Genomic DNA, 18,012 nt, shown 5'->3' with positions numbered 1-18,012 from the left:
TTAATCCCAGGCCGTGAGCGGTTTGATCGTGGCCGGTTTCGAGTCGAGTTCCGGCAACGTGACCCAGACGCCCGCAGGCAGGATCGGGCCGTGTTCGGCCAGGGTCGGGTTGAGTGTCCACAGAGCTTCTTCGGCGGCGTCATCACTGCGCCCGGTTTCGCGGTAGAGCAGCAGATTCACCGAATCACCGGCCACGCTTCGGACCTTACGCATTGTTGAACTCCGCTAGTTCGATGACCCAGTCGACAACCATTGCCGTGCCGTCATCGATGACCTGGCTCTGGTTTTCCTGAATATTGTTGATTCGCCACAGGCCCCAGTTGCGACCGATGCCGTCGATCAACGGCAGCGGGATACGCTGGGCCTGCAAGGCGCGCAATTCGTCGAGCCGATTCATGGCAACGGCGTACATCGACTTGCCGGTGATAGTCAGGGTTTCCGGTTTTTGCCCGGTCTGACTGGACTTGGGTTTGCTGGTCAGGATTTGGATGTCGCTCCAGCCACCGTCGGACTTTCGCCCCAGCGTGCTGTAGGCGAAGTCACGCGAAAGGCCGAAGATGAAACTGCCTAAAGCCATTTGTTGTTTCATCAGGCGACTCCATCTGTGAGGGCTGCGTCACGGCGGGTGGCGAGTGCGCTGGCGCCTAAGGCGGGTGTGAATGCGGTATCGAAATGGTTACGCATGACCTGCGAAACCACATCGCCGATTTTTTCGGCGTTGAGCGCATCACTGCCGCTGATCTGCACTAACGGCGAGTAAGTGTAATTGGGGAGTGGCGTCTGAGCGCTGGACAGATCCTTAGCCACTTGCGCGGGGGGGGCGAGTTTGTCCTCGGCAGGTTTACCCCATTGTTCCCCCACATAGGAGCCGAGCATTCCGCCCAGAGTGCCGCCGATGAATGTGCCGATACCGGGCGCAATGAACGTGCCGATCGTGGCGCCAATCGCAGTTCCAGCCAACTCGCCGGCAGCACCTTTGACAGCTTGATCATCGCCGTCACGCCAGCCCTTCAAACCTGCGTAAGCGGCATGGCCGATCGCCAGCGGCGCGCCCATCTTGAAGGCGGGCAATGATTTGACCAGCGGCGGTAGAAGCTTGGATTTGGCGCCCTCGACCAGCGGCATGAGCTTGGCAGTCGCGCCGCTGAGCCAACTCGGGCGCATGCTTTTGGCCATCTCGCCGACCATTTTCACGCGGGTTATCGCATCGTCAAACATCGGGGCGATTTTGGCCGTCATCGTGCTCAAACGTCCGCCTCGACCAGCGCCAGAGGAAGGAGCACGAGACCGCGCGCGGGAAGGTGCGCGTCGACCGGAGCGCTTTCTTTTAGGCCCCTCGCCGCCGTCGTCACCGCCATTGATCACATCGGCAATATCGGCGGGCAATCGCGCCGTCGCCAGACGCAACAGTTTCGAGTTGACCGCATCCAGCACCGAGGCGACCCCGGTCTTCAGTACACCGCCGACGAACGGCATGGCGGCCACACCGGCAAGTGTGAGGCCAGCCGCCAGAAACGGCAGTGCTTCAGCAGCTGAACTCAAGCCATTAACCACAGCCGTTAGCGACACTGCCAGCGCGTCAGTCACGGGCGCGAGTGCATTTCCCACCGCAGTCGACAAGCGATTAAGACTCGCATCCAGCGCATTCCAGCGCCCTTGTGACGTATCGCCAAAGGCTTCGGCCGTTTTCGTCGCAGCACCGCCGCCGGAACCCAGCTCCGAGGTTGCATATTGGTGCTTGTCGGACACTCGCGTGAAGGCTGTCTTGACGTCGTCGGGCTTCTTCAACAACTCAAGAATGCTGGTACTGCTCTCGCCAAACAGCGTCTTCGCCGTGGCTGCACGTTCGGGTACGGATTGTTTACTGAGCGCCGCGAGCACCGAATCAATGGCACCTGGCGCATCCGTGCGCATCTTCTCAGGTAACGAGTCGGGGTCCAGGTGCAACCGGGTCATCGCCGAACGCTGTTCAGTTGACGCCGCGTTTCCTTTGCCGAAAACCGACGTGAAGCTCTTCAATGCCGCACTGGCACCGTCCTTGTCGGCCCCGCTGTTCAACAGCGCAGTGGCGAACGCTGCCACCTGTTCCGGTGTCATTCCCGATGCCACAGCACTCTCGCCAGAGCGTTGAACGACCGCGCCGATATCGGCAGGCTTGGCATCCAGACCGCTGCTGCCCAGGTAACTGACCGCATCGGCCAGATCCTGTCCCTGGTATCGATCCAGCTTCAAGGAGGAACGCCAGACCGCGAGCATTTCCCCCGCAGCCTTGACGTCAATCCGGAAGGCTGTGGCATTGATCGCCGCATCGCCGGAATACGCTCTTAGCTCTGTCGCTCGCTGATCACCCTTGGCGCCATCGGCAATACCAGATCGCGCCCCGATCTGCTGGACTTGCAACAGATCCGCCCCCGTCGCGCCACTGGCTGCAACTGATCGCTGAGTCGCGAGTTCGAGGGTTTGCTCTGAATGCGCTTGAAGCTGGTCTTTGTTGAGCCCAATCAACTGATTGAGCTCAACCAGCGCGGTCTCGTTAGCCATCGCCGATTGCAGCTTTTTCGGTGGCGGACGCTGCTCGATTTCCGCCTTGAGTTTTGACTTCGGCTCACTGTTGGCGGCTGGCGCCGCCGCGACGACCTTGAACAACGATTGCTGGCTGACCAGCAGCTCGCGCAGCTTGATCTGCTCCTGAGTCAGCAAGCGAATATCCACGCTTGCCAGGGACAGTGTCAGGTTCAGATCCTGCAGCGATTTGCCGATGTTGTCGGGCAAGATTGCGCCCGTTGTGTCGCTGCTCTCACCGGCGTATGCGAGCGCATATTTACTCTCTGCCATGCCGCTCTACTCCTGTTTCACGCCAAGGCGAGTGATCGCTATGTCGTAGCGGCGCAACGCCTTTTCGGCGTCCCATTCCAGAATCTCCGCTTCACTTACCGGGTAAATGAGCGGGACGATATCGAGGATTACTTCGATGTCGCGTTCCGAAAGTAGGCCGCCGGCTGGTTTAAAAAATCGTCGATGCGCACCTGCAATTGGGTCCAGTCAGGGACGCTCAGCTGGGCCAGATCGGGGATCATCAGGCCGGTGCAATGCGCGGTGATGAACTCGGCGCGTTCCTTGGCCGTTTTCAGTTTCTTCATCACTTTGGTGGCGCGCAGTGCCGGCATTTCCAGCGACAGCGAGGTCACGGTGCGGCCGGTCACGGCGAGCGGTTGCAGCAGTTGCACTTCGTCAGGATCGTCGGACTTTTCCGCGTCTTCGACCTGCTCCAGAAAGTACGACGCCGGACGGGTCGACATCTCGTGCACGTACTGGGCGATGCTCACGTAGTCCGGGCGTTTCAGCTGGTCGAGTTCCTTGACCGACAGGCCGGTGGCGAGCAGCGCCAGTTCGAAGAACTGATCGTCTTCATCATCGCCAGCGCGTTCCAGCGCTTCTTTCTGCGCGGCGTAGAACAGCGGCTTGAGCTGAATCTGTTCGATCTGCGCGCCGTCGTCGCCGGTGATCGGCGACAGCAGGTCATGCTGGGGTGGCATCCACGACATGTATGAATTCCTTGGTGATTCTTGAGGGGGTGTTGCAGCACTTGGGAGACGGAGCCTTTGTGGCGAGGGGATTCATCCCCGATGGGCTGCGTAGCAGCCCGGGCATTGGATGGGTGCGTATCCGCTAAATCGCCAACTCAATGTTGGGGCCGCTTCGCGCCCCATCGGGGATGAATCCCCTCACCACAAAAGCTCCTTCCCACAAGTTTTGGTGAAGGGCTTGCTTACGGGGTTACGGCATCAGCACCGCACGACGCGCATCACCGAGGATGTCGACGCCGTTGAGCACGAACTTCTGGGTGCGTACATCGATGTCGATCACCGGTACGCCGTTTTCCAGGCGGTTGTAAGTGCGGCAGGACAGCTCCAGGTTGGTCTTGGGTTTCTCGCCCATTTTCACTGCGGTTTCTTCAAGGGATTTCAGCTTGCCGCCGACCGTGTGATAAGTGAACCAGGTGTTGCCATCCTGATCCTGACCGGCTTCACGCACGTTCAGCAGGATGTCATCACCGAGCTTCACGCCCAGTGCGAGCATGACTTCGGCACCAAGGCCCTGCAGGGTCAGCTTGGCGTTGAGCGCTTTGCCGCCCTTGGCCATTTCTTCGACGATGAAGCGGCCGCCACGCATTTCTTCCACGTCGAATTCGATCTTCGGTGGCGTGAATTCCTCAACAGTCGCCGACAACGGCAGGCCCTGCAGGGTGGCCGCGATGGCCTGTCTTACGCGGTTGGTAAACATTAGAGAACGTCCTCCAGGAACTGCTCGATGATTTCATCGCGGGCGTTGAGTTGATAAACCATGTGTTCGTTCGGCGCGTAGCGGCCGTAGTCGATGACCACGTACCAGGTGCCGTTCTTGTACTTCTCGACGCTGTTGAGTTCCGGGTGCAGGTACACGCTGCCGCCAGGAATGGTTTCGTCGGCGACCAAGGTCTGCAGCCAGTCGTTGATGCGCTTGACCTCCTGATCCATGAACGACTTGGTCAGGTTCTTGGCCATGGCTTTCTGACCGGCCTTGACCAGCTTGCGGCTGATCGCATCTTCGAGGCCGACGTAGCTGATGAACTTGCCGGTGATCGAGCGGTTACCCAGCAGCGAGAAGCCGCCGAGCACAGTGCGGGCGTAGTAGCTCACGCCGTAACGGTTGAGCAGATCGCCTTCTGTGGAGGTGTCGAGGATGTTGTATTCAACGACCCGGGACACGTCTTCGGCGTAGGTCACCTGGTTGCCCGGGCTCTCCCACTGCTTGACCTTGGCCAGCGCGGCAATCGCCAGGCTGGACGGCGCGAGGAACACGTTTTTCTTCGCGGCTTTCGAGTACACGGCGGGCATGTTGTGCACCACCAGGCAACGGTCAAAGCCTAGATCGGCGCCGCCCAGTTCCTGGCTGTAAGTCACTTGATCTGCGACCGAGGCATCCTTGCCGTCCAGCACCACACGGGCCTTGATGCGCTTGCCGAACGAGGCGAACTCGCTGGCCACCGCTTTGGTGCCGGTGAAGCCTGGCGCGCCGATGATGGTCAGGTCTTCTGGGACACTGCCCAGTGCCGCCAGACCGAGCTTGCGGCCGGTGGTTGGATCGACACCGCCGATCACTGCGTTGACGGTGTCGGCCGGGGTCGCGCCCGCTTCGACGATCACCACGTACACTGGCACCTTGACCACTTTGAGGATCTGGTAAACCGCGTGATACAGCGTGCCTTCTTCAGCGCCGGTCGGATCGAGCAGCGCGTGGGTGGTGAAGCTGTTGATGCGGAACGGTGCGTTGCGCGGAATCAGCGGATCGGCTTTCGGCGCGGTGCCGACCAGACCGATGACGTTGTCACCCAGGCCACCCATGGCCTCGGGGGATTCGGTGGCATTGACGGTAATGCCGTTGTGCTCGAAGTTCAAAACCTCAGCCATGGTTAGTCAGCCTTCTTGGCAGCGGCCTTTTTGGCCTGGGTGGAGGGTGTTTTCAGTTCCAGTCGACCGGCGCTGTGCAGGGCACTGGCCTCGACGTCGAGCAGATCCAGGTCTTGACCGACGCTCGACCAGTGCCCACCGCCGGTGGGGAATGGAACGAGCACGGTGTAGGTTTGGCGGGTTGCCATTTTTCGTTTCTCCATAAACGGGAAAGCCCCTCGTGGGGAGGGGCTTTGGCGGGTGTTGAATGTATTGGGCGGATAAGAAAACGCGCCGGAGTGCGGGGCGTTTATTCGGGCTGTTCGGCGATCCAGGCCGGTACTACCGGGCGTGAATCTTTGGATGGAAAATCGGGCGATTGTGGCCAATCACGCAGGCTACGAAGGAAAAACAGGAGTTCGCTGAACTGTTCTGGAGCTAGAGTAGGCCGCTGATTAATTTCGACTTGGTCACGATGTCTCTCACGTAACCATTTGACTCTTTCAAACTCCAAATCTCTCCACACACGCTCTTCGGCAGCTAATACTTCTACCGTGGGCTCTGGCGGATTAACCCAAATTGGGAGCCCCTCCGAGTCATGGCTGCGAACTTTGCCAGGACTGGATGTGCCCAAAACCTCGGCAAACCGTGATTGAGTAATCAATACTGCGTCTGCCGGCATCTCTTTGTGAATACCTTCAAGATAGGTACAACCTGTCGACTTGCTGTAGTAACGCATATTTTTTTCCTCTATCGGCCAACCGCAAACCAGTAAAACTGGGCCGTCGCCGATGTACCGCTATGCGACCAATTAAAATTTGTCTTAGTCCAATTACCAAGCTGCCAAGGGCTGCCACGTCCAGCACCGACTTGTGTTGCACCATCGGCGTAATTGATCAGCACCGCGAAAGGGAACACAGGAAAGGCCAATGGAAACGCTTGAGTATTTAATGCACCCGAAGCAACGGCCGGAGAGAGCCCCCACTGCATAATGAGACTTCCCATCCACTTCGGGAAAACGATGTAGCCGTTTGAGGTAAAACTTGCTGAAAATCCAAAACGTAGCTTTTTTGGGGTGACGATTGTCGTGTCATCAACACCGTCTTCTGTTTGTGTTTGCGTGGCAACTTTCGCCGTACCTTGATGGAACTCAGTCGCTTGCTGCGCCAAAACGGCCAACCCGGCAATATCAATGCTTCCCTCGTTGACCGGGGCGTTCCACGCTTTGATGCACCACATGACAGCGATGTTGCGAGGGCGAGACACACCTAAAGCACTTGCATTTACCGGCGTCGAGCCCGTGGTGAAAACTGCGTTACTGACGGAATAGTCCAAAGCTGTATGCGGATCAAGGCCGTGTAACTTGCCTATATCCGCATCCGATGCGGTGTTGTGCCAGAGACCGGAAACTGCGGGGTTAACATTAGATGGGTCAAAGGACTGCAAAGTACCTTTTTGCCAACTCCCCAAAGTTCGGCCCGCATCCACCCCGCGCCCATGATCCCAACCACGCAAGAACTCACCGCGTGATTCCGGCAAGCGGAAGTTACCGGAACCCTCATCGCCCCTGTTGTAAGTGGTACTGAGAAACGCCGCCAAATCCGGATAGGTCGCAATGCTCTGCACACTGCCATCCAGCTCCAGATAACCGGGCGCAACGATCCCCGTCGGGAAGGCCAAAATAGCACCCACCGGAACCGCGGATTTGAGGCGTTCGACTTCCTTGGCCAGTGCGGCTACATCGATGGTTCCCTGATTGACCGGGGCGTTCCAGGCTTTGATGCACCACATGATAGCGATGTTGCGGGGGCGAGTTTCATTTCCCCCTGCATTGACGGTAGTTGTGGGCGACGTCAAATTGTTTGAATCAGGCCCTGAAGTTGCCAGATACCCACCCGTAGCGGGAGGTGTTACGACACCGTTAACAACTCCAGCGCTCGTACCCCCAAAAGGGTCAATGTTTGCAGCTACGCTGTCAAAGTACCGGTGACTGTGACTTTTATAATCATCAGCCTGAAAGCTACCGACTTGACGTCCCAAGTCGACTCCCCGCCCATGATCCCAACCGCGCAAAAACTCCCCACGCGCTTCCGGCAAACGGAAATTCCCGACACCCTCATCACCCTTATCAAACTTGCCGCCCAGATAAGCGCTCAAGTCCGGGTAAGTCGCGCTGCTCTTGACGCTGTTATCCAGCTCCAGAAAACCCGGCGGCGGTGCATCCACCGGGAACGCAACAATCGAACCCACAGGCAACGCCGATGCCTTGGCAATCAAAGCTTCGACTTCAGCCTTGGTGTAGGAATCCTTGATCCCGAACCCGGCCAGCGTTTCAGGATTGGCCCCGGCAGTCGCCCGACCATACTCATCAACGGTCAGACTCTTGTAAGTGCCGGCAGCAATCCCTGTGCGCCCCGCCAACATCTTGAACGTCAGCGCAGTAGTGCCAAGGGTAATCGGCGCATTCGTGGTCAGGTGCCACAGCGAATCGCCGTTCGCCGTACCCTCCTCGACCATGACCGTCAGGCCCGGCGTGACCTTGGCGCTGGTATTGGCATCAGTCGCCCGCACCCAGTCACCGTTAGCCACGATCCACAGGCCGTTGTCCTTGGCCAGGGTCTGGTTCGCCAGCAGCACACGGTCGCCGGAAATCACGGCGACACCGTCGATCTGCTGCGCACCGTTCAACACGATGTTGGTGGAGGCCGCAACGCGCACCGATTGCTTGCCATCGAGTTTGCCGAGTTCTTCGGCCAGATAACTCATGACCCAGGCACGGGTGGCCTTGACCACGGTGTCGTCGATCAGCAGCGTCACCAGGGATGCATTGCTGGTCTCGAAAATCGAGCGAATGTAGAACTCTTTGCCCGAACCCGAAGTAGCCAGAACCGGTTTGAATGACTCCGGATATTTGACGATGGCGTAGAGAATGCCGGTGTCAGTCCACAGCCCGGCCTCTCGCACATACCAGCCGCCAACATCGGGCGGAATGGTCACTTCGGCGAGCAGCCAGCTCGGATTCTTCTCGTCCTGGAACAGCGCATTGAGCGGCCCGCGCCAGACTTCGCGTTTCAGCGCAGTGGCGGTTGCGGCCGGGTTGTAGACCGAGCCGCCGCCGTCGCCGACGGAAATCTGCGTCAACTTGATCGGCGTGCCCGCGGCCTTGCACGCCGTTTCGTAGGCAATCCCTGCGTTGGTGAGCAGGGTGTAATAGTCAGCCATTCAGGCCCCCTGAGGATAAATAGTGGATGTTTCGACGGTGTACATCGCGGCGGCCATGAACGCCTCGCCAGAGGTTTCGAGCCCTTCGATGAACACCGGATAAACCGTCGTCAGCTCACCGCAGAAAGTCGCGGCGGCGATGGAGTGGCTGCCGAACGCGCTCAAGCCAACCGTCACCGAAAGGATGTCCCGCTCGCTCTTGGCATCAGCCAGACGCCGGTCGAGACGGGCGTCGATTTCTGCGCTGTAGGGTTGATCGCTGAAAGCGCGCACCCTGAAGCTGTAAGGCACGCCGGGAGGCGTCTGTTCGTACCAGGCGCGGACTTCGGGGCGCAGTTGCAAACCCTTGGCCGCGTTCTCCAGCGCCTTGCGAGTGCCGGCCTGCCGCGCGGTGGGCCAGGCCAGTTCGACGGTCAGGCGCTTTTCCGCTTCCGGTGCGCTGGTGCTCCATTCGGCGACACCGCGATCCGCTGCCAGATACGGCAGAAATGCGACCGGCGTTTCGCTCGGGTTCATCAGTTCGGGGAACGGCGGCGCGATGCGATCAAGCAGTGCGCCAAAGCCCAGATCCAATCCACGTTCGAGTGCCGAGCTGTTGGCCGGCAGCAACGTCGGGCTATGCGTTGGCTCATTCATAGCGTCAGCACCTCGACCTCGACCGCCGTGCAGTACGGTGCCTGAAACGCAGTGGTGACGATCGGCGCCAGCGGTTCAAGAATCTGCAGTTGTACGGCGCCGGCGCTGTGCAACGTGTAGTCGATCCAGCTCGGATCGACCCGCCCTTCGAGGCGATGGCAACTGTCGGCGTAGGCCTGCAATTGCTGTTGCGCGGCGACTTTGGTCAGGCCCGAATCGGGACCGGAATTGATCTTGGCCACGACACGAATCTTGTAGCGCTGAATGTCGGCTGCCTTGACCGTGACCAGATCGGTTTCCGGTCGCACATCAGGGCGGGCGAAGTGCTGACGAACGCCATCCAGCAACGCTGCAGACGGAGTGCCATCGCCGTCTCGCGACAACACCGTGACCTGCACTTCGCCCGGCGCAGTACGCCGACCGTTGCCGTCCTTGACCTGTGCCGCAAGGCCATCAGGGTTGAAGGTGTAGGTGACACTCACCACGCCAGCATCGCTGGATTCGACCTTCACCGTTGGCCGTTCACCGAGGGTGAATACCTCGCGGCGATACTGCATTCGCGAGCCCGCTGCCGGGGCATGCGGCGCCAGGTAATAGCGCAGCCGGGCGTCGTCATCACTTTCATAAATCGGTGGTATTGGCGGGAAGGCTGCCGGGTCACCCGCATCGAGCAACTGTCGCTCCAGGCCCATGTCCGCCAGCCGTGCATCGAGGTTGCTGCCGGTCGCCCACCACGCCAGCATCTGCTTGATGCGGGCGTTGTATTTGCGTTCGTGGGTTTGCAGGCGCACGCAGAAAGCCTCAAGCGCCAGGGTCAGCAGTTCGCTCTCGTTGTCGAGGCTGGTCTTGAGTTTCGCCGCGCTTTCGGGCGCTCGGGCGCCGACGTACTCGACGACGAAGGTCTTGAACTCGGCGAGCAGGTCTTCGAAGGCGTCGACGGTGATCAGCGCCGGTTCGGCCAATTGGTTCTGGCCGGGGATCAACATGCTCATGTCACTACCTCGAAGGTCTGTTGACGGTTTTTCCAGGTGCCGGCGAAACGCAGCAGCAGACCTGCGCCCTGACGGCTGGCGACGATCACGCTCGGCTGAAAATCGCTGATCCCGTTCTGCGCGTTGTAGAACGCCTGAGCCGCGTGGCTCTGGGCCAGAAGCAGAACGTCGTCACCGAGGTTCTGCCCCAGCAGCGTGGGGATCAGCGAGCCATAAAGGGGCCTTTTTTGCCGGGTGCCCAGCGGCGTGGTCAGGGCCCGGGTCGCGCGCTGCACAAACTGCAGCCAGTCGTCGACCGTGGCCCCGGAGTCTCTATCGATTCCGATCATGGGAAGCTCTTGATTCAGGGGCTGATGACGCGGCCCTGGTGATCCACCAACGGGCCGCTGAAGTGCACGCCCGAGGCGTCAATGCTCAGGCCGACGGCGCCGAGTTGCAGGCTGATCAGCTGTGGCGTCATCGTCAGTTGCGCCGGGCCGATGCTCAGTGCAAGCGACTCGCGAGAGCCACTGAATGCGGCCGGGCCGTTCTGCCAGTGCAGGGTGTGTGTAGCGTCGTCGTAGCCGCTTTCAGTGCCGTCGACATGCACCCGGCGCGTCAGCGTCGGTACCGTTGCCGTCGGTGGAAAGCGGTCACTGTTCAAACCAAACAACGCCACGCTTTGCGCGCCACTTTCACCGCTGCCGTAGTTGAGCAGCAGACACTGCTCGCCCACGCTGGGAATTCGTGACTCGCTCTGCGCTCCGGCGCTCGGGTTGAAAAACTTGATCGCCGGTGTGAGCAGTCCACCGTGGCTGACCTGGCAGGTGTTGCTCGCGGCATCGACGGTCTGACAGACACCGATGCGACAGAAACTCTCGGCGCGGCGGTGCAGGTCGTCGATTTCCGCTTCCATCTCGGCCAGCCGCTCGATAATCGGCCCCAGTTGCATGCGCAGTAGTGCGTCGAACATCGGTCAGGCCTCCAGCGCGGTGTATTGGTCGGGGTCGTCGATGTCGCTGACTTCCCAGGTACGGGCGAATTTCGGCGTGCCGAGCGGGTCGTCGAGCAAGGTCGGGCCGAGATAGAGGGTCTGGGTGAAAGTCAGGGTCCAAGCCTTGTATTGCTGATCGGCGCGTGTGAGCACTGACGGCAGCCCATCAATGTTCATCGGCAAATCGCATTGATCGCCGGGCAGGCTCCAACGGTTGTCGGTGATCAGGTTTTTCAGCACCGCGATCAGATCGCAGGCGGCAAATGCGCTCGCAGAAAGTGCCGGAATGACTTGCAGCGATACCGTCATGACGTGGGCAATTCGCCCGTCAGCGGCACGTGCACCGGGTGCATTACGGTCGAAGTCGATCAATGCCCAGGCCTGAGCGCCGGGTGCCGTGAAGTCGTCATGATTGCCGACCTGCAGATTCAGGCCGGCGCTGTTGCGCAAGGTTGTCGCCATCGCCGTGAACAGCTGCGAAGGCTGCTGGATCGGTGCGGGCATGCATGACCTCCTTTTCAATTGTCCACGCGCAGCCCCGCCGCATCAGTTGCAGCGAGGCAGGAAAGTGTTGAGTTACTGGGGATCGCGCGGCGGGGGAACTTCGCAGACGCCGATGCGCTTGGCGGCCCAGCGTTCGTACAGACCGATGGCCACGTCGGCCCCGGCCATGGCGGTCAGGCAACCGAAGGCACCGGCGGCCCAGATGGATAGCCCGGCGGCGTACAGCAGCATGATCGCCGAGACGCCGCAGATCATGCAGGCCCCGGAGCGCAGGGCCAGACGCCGCAGCAATGACCAGCCACGGGCGCCCTCCTTGTCGGCGCGCCACATTTCGCCGGACACCCCGCCCACCACGGCAAGGAGGATGACCAGCCAGATCGGCATGTCCGCCAACGCTTGTTGCTCGTTTGTCATGTCACGCCTCCTGGTTCTAGTTGATGAGTGTTGTGTGTTGGGTTCAAGCGATGTCTCTTCAGGTAGGCATTCCAAAAAGCCCGGCACTGAGGCCGGGCTTTTCAGTAATGCGCTCCCGCTGACGGGGTTAACGCTTATGCCTGAATCAGAACGGAGCCACTGGCCAGTCAATCGTGTAGGGATAGCCAGCCTGTTTTTTCACGTCGGAGACTGCAATGTAATATTGCTGATAAGCGAGCCATGCGGCTTCTTCCTCTGGCGTGGCAACACTGAGATTCACCTTGTAATTGACCGGGTTGATATCAAGCCAGCCAGCGGCTACGCCGAGCCGCTGTCGTACAAACAGCGTTACCTGATCAACATGGTCTTGATAAGTGGGCTCAGAAAACTCCCAGCCATTCGCGCCGTATGTAGCCTTCCAGCCCACTTGAACAACGGTTTCAATTGCAAATCCGTACCAACCGCCGGATATGCCCGGGGGATTGATGACAGGTTGGTCCTCAGAGACCTGAATCATTACCGCCTTGGAATACGCAGCAATATTGCTCATCTCAATGAAAACGTATTTCTTCATGAATATTTCCTTATAACAAAATGGGCCGAGACAAAGTTCTCGATGCGCCAAAGATTCAGTAAGGCGCAACAGGCCAAATGATTTTTTCGGATAGCCGGACTGTTTCAATGTCGCTGACAGCCATGGAATACTGCTTGTGAGCCAGTAGCAACGCATGTTCTTTTGGGGTAGCTACAGAAATCAGGCAGGCATTTCGAAAGCCCGTTGGTGAGACCGGGCTTTTCAGTAATGCGCTCTAAGAGGCAGGCGCGTTAACGCATTCGCATCAGAACGGGGCGACTGGCCAGTTGATTGTCGGGAAGGTGTTCTGGTTGATAACTTCGCTGACGGCAACGCAGTACTGCTTATAGGCAACCAATGCCGACTCATCTGCCGCAGTGGCGATGCCGAGATCCAGCTTGTATTGCAAAGGGTTGAACATCAACCAGCGCCCGGCTGCGTCAAAGCGTTGTTGCATGCGGCCATTGGTGGTCATCTGTTGCTCGAGGAGAGTTGTCTCAACATACTCATCGCCAAAAGGCCCCCAGCTGATTTTCATTCCCGGTTGCGCAATGTCGTTACCGGTGATGTTGCGCCATTGGGCAAAAGGTTCATTTGCCGGAACAGCGGGTGCCGCGCCCTCAGACTCGACGATCTGAAGAATCACGGTGTAACCCATTACTGTCGTTGTAAGTGCGTAACGATTCATTCCAACTTCCTTTTTATTGATTACCAGCGAACGCTGTTTGTCATGTCTGTCAGTACGGGGCGACTGGCCAGACGATAGTTGCCGGATAACCCGGCTGTTTATCGATGTCGCTGACGGCGATGCAATATTGCTTGTGCGTCAGCAGCAGGGCTTGTTCTGCCGGGGTGGCAACGTCGGTCTCAACTTTGTAATTCAGGGAGTTGAGCAGCAACCAGCCAGCGGCAACATTCAGCAATTGCCATTTCTGCTGCTGCGCTTCATCGCGCAGGTCTTGCTCGGAGGGCGGCGTGAATGTCCAGACGCCATCGAATGTTGCGCCCCAACCGACGCGAATCTGTGTATTACCTGTTACATCAACCCAAAACGAAGTTGGCGAAGCAGGTGCTTCCGGGCTGACTTCACTTTCCTTGAGCTGGGTAACTTTGCTGTATTCAACCAGTGCATAGAGATTCATTTAGTCTTCCTTTGTGCGGTGTTAGCGATGAATGTCGTGATGGATCTGGCAGGCATTCCAAAAAGCCCGGCACTTAGCCGGGCTTTTCAGTAATGCGCTCCTTCGCCTTCCTTCAAATCCTGTATCCGAGAAGGAAGCTGACTTTTCGGCGCTACTGGCGCGGTACGAGTCCATTCAAATTGTTTTTCCGACCGCGGTCCCTGCCCGCCGGATAACTGCTCTTGGTGCTTTACGCTGCACACCCGGGTCAGTTGCCAACCCTCTGAACCGTTGAGGCCGGTTCATCGCTGCCTGTTCTTGTGGAACTAAAGAGCTGTTGTTGCCAGCCGCTTTGTCGAGCGGCTTGGTGGCAAGAATATGCATGGATGCATATACAGTCAATGCATAAATGCATTTATTTATGCGCGAGAAATGCACGGACGCATGCAGACCGCATAAATCAAGGCGCCGAGGGTTTTGTTCAGGCGAAAAAAAACCCGCCATGAGGCGGGTTTTATGCGAAGGGGAGTACCTATCGAGCGTACATGCCCCACCAGAAGACGTGACCAAGGATGACGATCTGCTCGTCCTGCATATCCTGGAAGCTGTAGTCCTCGTCCGGATGTTCATCGCGGTTGAAGCTGCGCAGACGGATGCCGGTCGGCAGACGATAGAGCTGCTTCACGCGCAACTGACCGTTGTGGTTGATCGCGTACAGATCGCCATCGATGATATCGCCAATGCCGCACTTGCCGGCATTGACTCCGACCGTGGCGCCGTCACGCAACACCGGCATCATGCTGTTACCGCGCACCGTCACGCATTTGGCCTGGTCGAACTGCACACCGTTGTGGCGCAGGCTGCGCTTGCCGAAGCGCAGGCTAGAGCGTTCGCTCTCTTCGATGACGAATCTTCCTGATCCAGCAGCCAATTCAACCTCACGAAGAAAGGGCACCGACACCTCGTCGTCATCGACAGGGGTATCGTCGTCCCACAGGCTTATGTCCTTGAGTTCCGCATGCACGTCATCGCGCGCGCCACCGGTCGCGATCGCGACATCGGCGCGGCCACGCAATTGATCGGTGCTCACATTGAAGTATTCGGCGATCTTCGAGATATTTTTATCCGAAGGATCGACGATCTTCCCGCTGAGAATCCGCGAGAGCGTTGATTGAGGCACGCCGGTGCGACGGTGGAGCTCCGTTGGGGAGATCCCGTGCTGGTCGAGCAGTGCTCTTAAGACGGAGGATACGTTGCGTTTTTGCATAACGCGCATAGTGCTTGAAGTTTTTTCCGAAGACAAATGCTGATTTGCATAAATCATGCATAAATCACAATTAAACGCAAAAAGTGTCAGCCGGCCGTCATGCCTGCGTCGAGCCGACCGCCCATGGTAACCTTGCGCCCATCGCGGAAAAGCCCGGCGGTTGCCCTCGCTTTTGCCCTACATCATTTAACGAGTTACCTGACAATCCGATGAATAAAGCCGTCTCCGACCTGTCCTCCCACACCCCGATGATGCAGCAATACTGGCGCCTGAAGAATCAGCACCCGGATCAGCTGATGTTCTATCGCATGGGCGACTTCTACGAGATCTTCTATGAAGACGCGAAGAAGGCGGCCAAGTTGCTCGACATCACTCTGACCGCGCGCGGTCAGTCGGCGGGGCAAGCGATCCCGATGTGCGGGATTCCTTACCACGCGGCGGAAGGTTACCTGGCGAAACTGGTCAAGCTCGGTGAGTCGGTGGTGATCTGCGAGCAGGTCGGCGATCCGGCCACCAGCAAGGGCCCGGTAGAACGTCAGGTGGTACGGATCATTACCCCGGGCACGGTCAGCGACGAAGCGCTGCTCGATGAACGCCGCGACAACCTGATTGCCGCCGTGCTAGGCGACGAGCGTCTGTTCGGTCTGGCGGTGCTGGACATTACCAGCGGCAACTTCACTGTGCTGGAGATCAAGGGCTGGGAAAACCTGCTGGCGGAGCTGGAGCGAGTCAACCCGGTGGAACTGCTGATCCCGGACGATTGGCCGAAAGACCTGCCGGCGGAAAAGCGCCGTGGTGTGCGTCGTCGTGCGCCGTGGGATTTCGAGCGTGATTCGGCGCTGAAAAGTCTCTGCCAGCAGTTTTCCACACAAGACCTGAAAGGCTTCGGTTGTGAAACCCTGACCCTGGCCATCGGCGCCGCCGGTTGCCTGCTGGCCTACGCCAAGGAAACCCAGCGCACCGCCCTGCCCCATCTGCGCAGCCTGCGCCATGAGCGTCTGGACGACACCGTGGTGCTCGACGGCGCGAGCCGCCGCAACCTCGAACTCGACACTAACCTGGCTGGTGGTCGCGACAACACCCTGCAATCGGTGGTTGATCGCTGCCAGACCGCCATGGGCAGCCGTTTGCTGACCCGTTGGCTGAACCGTCCGCTGCGCGATCTGACCGTGCTGCTGGCGCGCCAGACCTCGATCACTTGTTTGCTCGACGGCTATCGCTTCGAAAAGCTGCAGCCGCAGCTCAAGGAAATCGGCGACATCGAGCGGATTCTCGCGCGTATCGGCCTGCGCAATGCGCGTCCCCGTGACCTCGCTCGCCTGCGCGATGCCCTCGGTGCCCTGCCGCAATTGCAAGTGGCGATGACCGACCTCGAAGCACCGCACCTGCAACGCCTGGCGACTACCACCAGCACCTACCCGGAACTGGCGGCGCTGCTGGAAAAAGCCATCATCGACAACCCGCCAGCGGTGATCCGCGACGGCGGCGTGCTGAAAACCGGTTACGACAGCGAACTCGACGAGTTGCAATCGCTGAGCGAAAACGCCGGCCAGTTCCTTATCGATCTGGAAGCCCGGGAAAAGGCCCGCACCGGTCTGGCCAACCTGAAAGTTGGCTATAACCGTATTCACGGCTACTTCATCGAACTGCCGAGCAAGCAGGCGGAATCGGCTCCGGCAGACTACATCCGTCGCCAGACGCTCAAGGGCGCCGAGCGTTTCATCACGCCCGAGCTGAAAGAATTCGAAGACAAGGCGCTCTCGGCCAAGAGCCGTGCCCTCGCTCGCGAGAAAATGCTCTACGAGGCGCTGCTGGAAGACCTGATCAGCCAGTTGCCACCGCTGCAGGACACTGCCGGCGCATTGGCCGAGCTGGACGTGCTGAGCAACCTCGCCGAACGTGCGCTGAACCTTGACCTGAACTGCCCGCGTTTTGTCAGCGAGCCGTGCATGCGCATCACCCAAGGGCGTCACCCGGTGGTCGAGCAGGTGCTGACTACGCCGTTCGTGGCCAATGACCTGAGCCTGGATGACAACACCCGGATGCTGGTGATCACCGGCCCGAACATGGGTGGTAAATCCACCTACATGCGCCAAACCGCATTGATCGTGCTGCTGGCGCATATCGGCAGCTTCGTGCCGGCGGCCAGTTGCGAGTTGTCGCTGGTGGACCGGATCTTCACCCGGATCGGCTCCAGCGACGACCTGGCCGGCGGCCGTTCGACCTTCATGGTCGAGATGAGCGAAACCGCCAACATTCTGCACAACGCCACCGAGCGCAGCCTGGTGCTGATGGACGAAGTCGGTCGCGGCACCAGCACCTTCGACGGTCTGTCCCTGGCATGGGCCGCCGCCGAGCGTCTGGCGCATCTGCGTGCCTATACTCTATTCGCTACGCACTATTTCGAACTGACTGTGCTGCCGGAAGCCGAACCTTTGGTGGCTAACGTGCACCTCAACGCCACCGAGCACAACGAGCGCATCGTGTTCCTGCACCATGTGTTGCCGGGGCCTGCCAGCCAGAGCTACGGCCTGGCGGTGGCGCAACTGGCCGGCGTGCCGAGTGAAGTGATCGTGCGGGCCCGGGAGCACCTGAGCCGACTGGAAGACACCGCATTGCCGCATGAAGCGCCCAAGCCTGCCGTCAAAGGCAAACCGGCGGTCCCGCAGCAGAGCGACATGTTTGCCAGCCTGCCGCATCCAGTGCTCGATGAGTTGGCGAAAGTGGATCTCGATGACCTGACCCCGCGTCGAGCGCTCGAATTGTTATATGCACTTAAGAACCGGATCTAAGCAGCAAAGAACCGGATATAACGCAAACGGCTTCAAGCTGTTAGAATCTCGCGCGGTTTGGGATGCTGCTGGCTAATAGCCTGGCTGG

At 59.2% G+C, this 18,012-nt stretch carries 20 protein-coding genes; 1 reads left to right on the top strand and 19 read right to left on the bottom strand.

Annotated elements, in window-relative coordinates; all coding sequences use genetic code 11:
* The 19 genes from ACOYXI_RS25260 to ACOYXI_RS25170 form a co-directional block, all read right to left on the bottom strand.
* Positions 1-213 carry a tail protein X gene (locus tag ACOYXI_RS25260; RefSeq protein ID WP_096795852.1) on the bottom strand — a complete coding sequence of 71 codons (213 nt, stop codon included), beginning with the start codon at positions 211-213 and terminating at the stop codon, positions 1-3.
* On the bottom strand, positions 206-589 hold the full coding sequence (locus ACOYXI_RS25255; RefSeq protein WP_461675434.1) for a phage tail protein: 384 nt from the start codon (positions 587-589) through the stop codon (positions 206-208). Before ACOYXI_RS25255 ends, ACOYXI_RS25260 begins: the two co-directional genes overlap by 8 nt.
* A complete protein-coding gene (locus tag ACOYXI_RS25250) occupies positions 589-2,835 on the bottom strand; it encodes a phage tail tape measure protein (protein WP_461675433.1) in 2,247 nt (748 codons plus the stop codon). The genes ACOYXI_RS25255 and ACOYXI_RS25250 overlap by 1 nt, the downstream gene beginning before the upstream one ends.
* Positions 2,836-2,963: 128 nt before the next feature.
* Positions 2,964-3,545, bottom strand: a complete 582-nt coding sequence (locus tag ACOYXI_RS25245; RefSeq protein ID WP_145597702.1) for a phage tail assembly protein — start codon at positions 3,543-3,545, stop codon at positions 2,964-2,966.
* Between the two features lie 232 nt (positions 3,546-3,777).
* Complete coding sequence (locus tag ACOYXI_RS25240) at positions 3,778-4,284, bottom strand: phage major tail tube protein (protein ID WP_016985055.1); 507 nt, start codon at positions 4,282-4,284, stop codon at positions 3,778-3,780.
* Positions 4,284-5,450, bottom strand: a complete 1,167-nt coding sequence (locus ACOYXI_RS25235; RefSeq protein WP_047291938.1) for a phage tail sheath protein — start codon at positions 5,448-5,450, stop codon at positions 4,284-4,286. Before ACOYXI_RS25235 ends, ACOYXI_RS25240 begins: the two co-directional genes overlap by 1 nt.
* Before the next feature lie 2 nt (positions 5,451-5,452).
* On the bottom strand, positions 5,453-5,638 hold the full coding sequence (locus ACOYXI_RS25230; RefSeq protein ID WP_007964321.1) for a hypothetical protein: 186 nt from the start codon (positions 5,636-5,638) through the stop codon (positions 5,453-5,455).
* 101 nt (positions 5,639-5,739) lie between these two features.
* Positions 5,740-6,168, bottom strand: coding sequence for a phage tail protein (locus ACOYXI_RS25225; RefSeq protein WP_461675432.1), 429 nt, complete (start codon positions 6,166-6,168; stop codon positions 5,740-5,742).
* A gap of 11 nt (positions 6,169-6,179) precedes the next feature.
* Positions 6,180-8,651, bottom strand: a complete 2,472-nt coding sequence (locus ACOYXI_RS25220; RefSeq protein ID WP_461675431.1) for a phage tail-collar fiber domain-containing protein — start codon at positions 8,649-8,651, stop codon at positions 6,180-6,182.
* Positions 8,652-9,287 (bottom strand): phage tail protein I, encoded by a 636-nt coding sequence (locus ACOYXI_RS25215; protein WP_134785554.1) that lies wholly within the window; start codon positions 9,285-9,287, stop codon positions 8,652-8,654.
* Positions 9,284-10,279 carry a baseplate J/gp47 family protein gene (locus tag ACOYXI_RS25210; protein WP_134785553.1) on the bottom strand — a complete coding sequence of 332 codons (996 nt, stop codon included), beginning with the start codon at positions 10,277-10,279 and terminating at the stop codon, positions 9,284-9,286. Before ACOYXI_RS25210 ends, ACOYXI_RS25215 begins: the two co-directional genes overlap by 4 nt.
* Entirely contained in the window at positions 10,276-10,608 is a 333-nt protein-coding gene (locus ACOYXI_RS25205) for a phage baseplate protein (protein ID WP_003222189.1), read from the bottom strand. The genes ACOYXI_RS25210 and ACOYXI_RS25205 overlap by 4 nt, the downstream gene beginning before the upstream one ends.
* Positions 10,609-10,622: 14 nt before the next feature.
* Complete coding sequence (locus tag ACOYXI_RS25200) at positions 10,623-11,231, bottom strand: phage baseplate assembly protein V (RefSeq protein ID WP_461675430.1); 609 nt, start codon at positions 11,229-11,231, stop codon at positions 10,623-10,625.
* 3 nt (positions 11,232-11,234) lie between these two features.
* Positions 11,235-11,756, bottom strand: coding sequence for a hypothetical protein (locus ACOYXI_RS25195; RefSeq protein WP_285374796.1), 522 nt, complete (start codon positions 11,754-11,756; stop codon positions 11,235-11,237).
* A 72-nt stretch (positions 11,757-11,828) separates the two neighbouring features.
* Entirely contained in the window at positions 11,829-12,170 is a 342-nt protein-coding gene (locus ACOYXI_RS25190) for a phage holin family protein (protein ID WP_003222183.1), read from the bottom strand.
* Between the two features lie 145 nt (positions 12,171-12,315).
* On the bottom strand, positions 12,316-12,744 hold the full coding sequence (locus ACOYXI_RS25185) for a phage tail assembly chaperone (RefSeq protein WP_256662074.1): 429 nt from the start codon (positions 12,742-12,744) through the stop codon (positions 12,316-12,318).
* Between the two features lie 265 nt (positions 12,745-13,009).
* Positions 13,010-13,432: a tail fiber assembly protein gene (locus tag ACOYXI_RS25180; protein ID WP_103367843.1), complete on the bottom strand. Its 423-nt coding sequence runs from the start codon at positions 13,430-13,432 to the stop codon at positions 13,010-13,012.
* 49 nt (positions 13,433-13,481) lie between these two features.
* Positions 13,482-13,886, bottom strand: coding sequence for a tail fiber assembly protein (locus ACOYXI_RS25175; RefSeq protein WP_134785551.1), 405 nt, complete (start codon positions 13,884-13,886; stop codon positions 13,482-13,484).
* Between the two features lie 511 nt (positions 13,887-14,397).
* Complete coding sequence (locus ACOYXI_RS25170; protein ID WP_461675581.1) at positions 14,398-15,132, bottom strand: LexA family transcriptional regulator; 735 nt, start codon at positions 15,130-15,132, stop codon at positions 14,398-14,400.
* Between the two features lie 209 nt (positions 15,133-15,341).
* On the opposite strand from ACOYXI_RS25170, the gene mutS reads away from it, so the two are divergent.
* The gene (gene mutS, locus ACOYXI_RS25165) at positions 15,342-17,924 is read left to right on the top strand and encodes a DNA mismatch repair protein MutS (protein WP_027611048.1); all 2,583 of its coding nucleotides are present in this window, start codon (positions 15,342-15,344) and stop codon (positions 17,922-17,924) included.
* Positions 17,925-18,012 lie beyond the last annotated feature (88 nt).

The organism is Pseudomonas sp. G3-19, assembly GCF_054855875.1.
The sequence above is the reverse complement of the archived record's forward strand: the minus strand, read 5'-3'. Positions and strand labels throughout refer to the sequence as shown.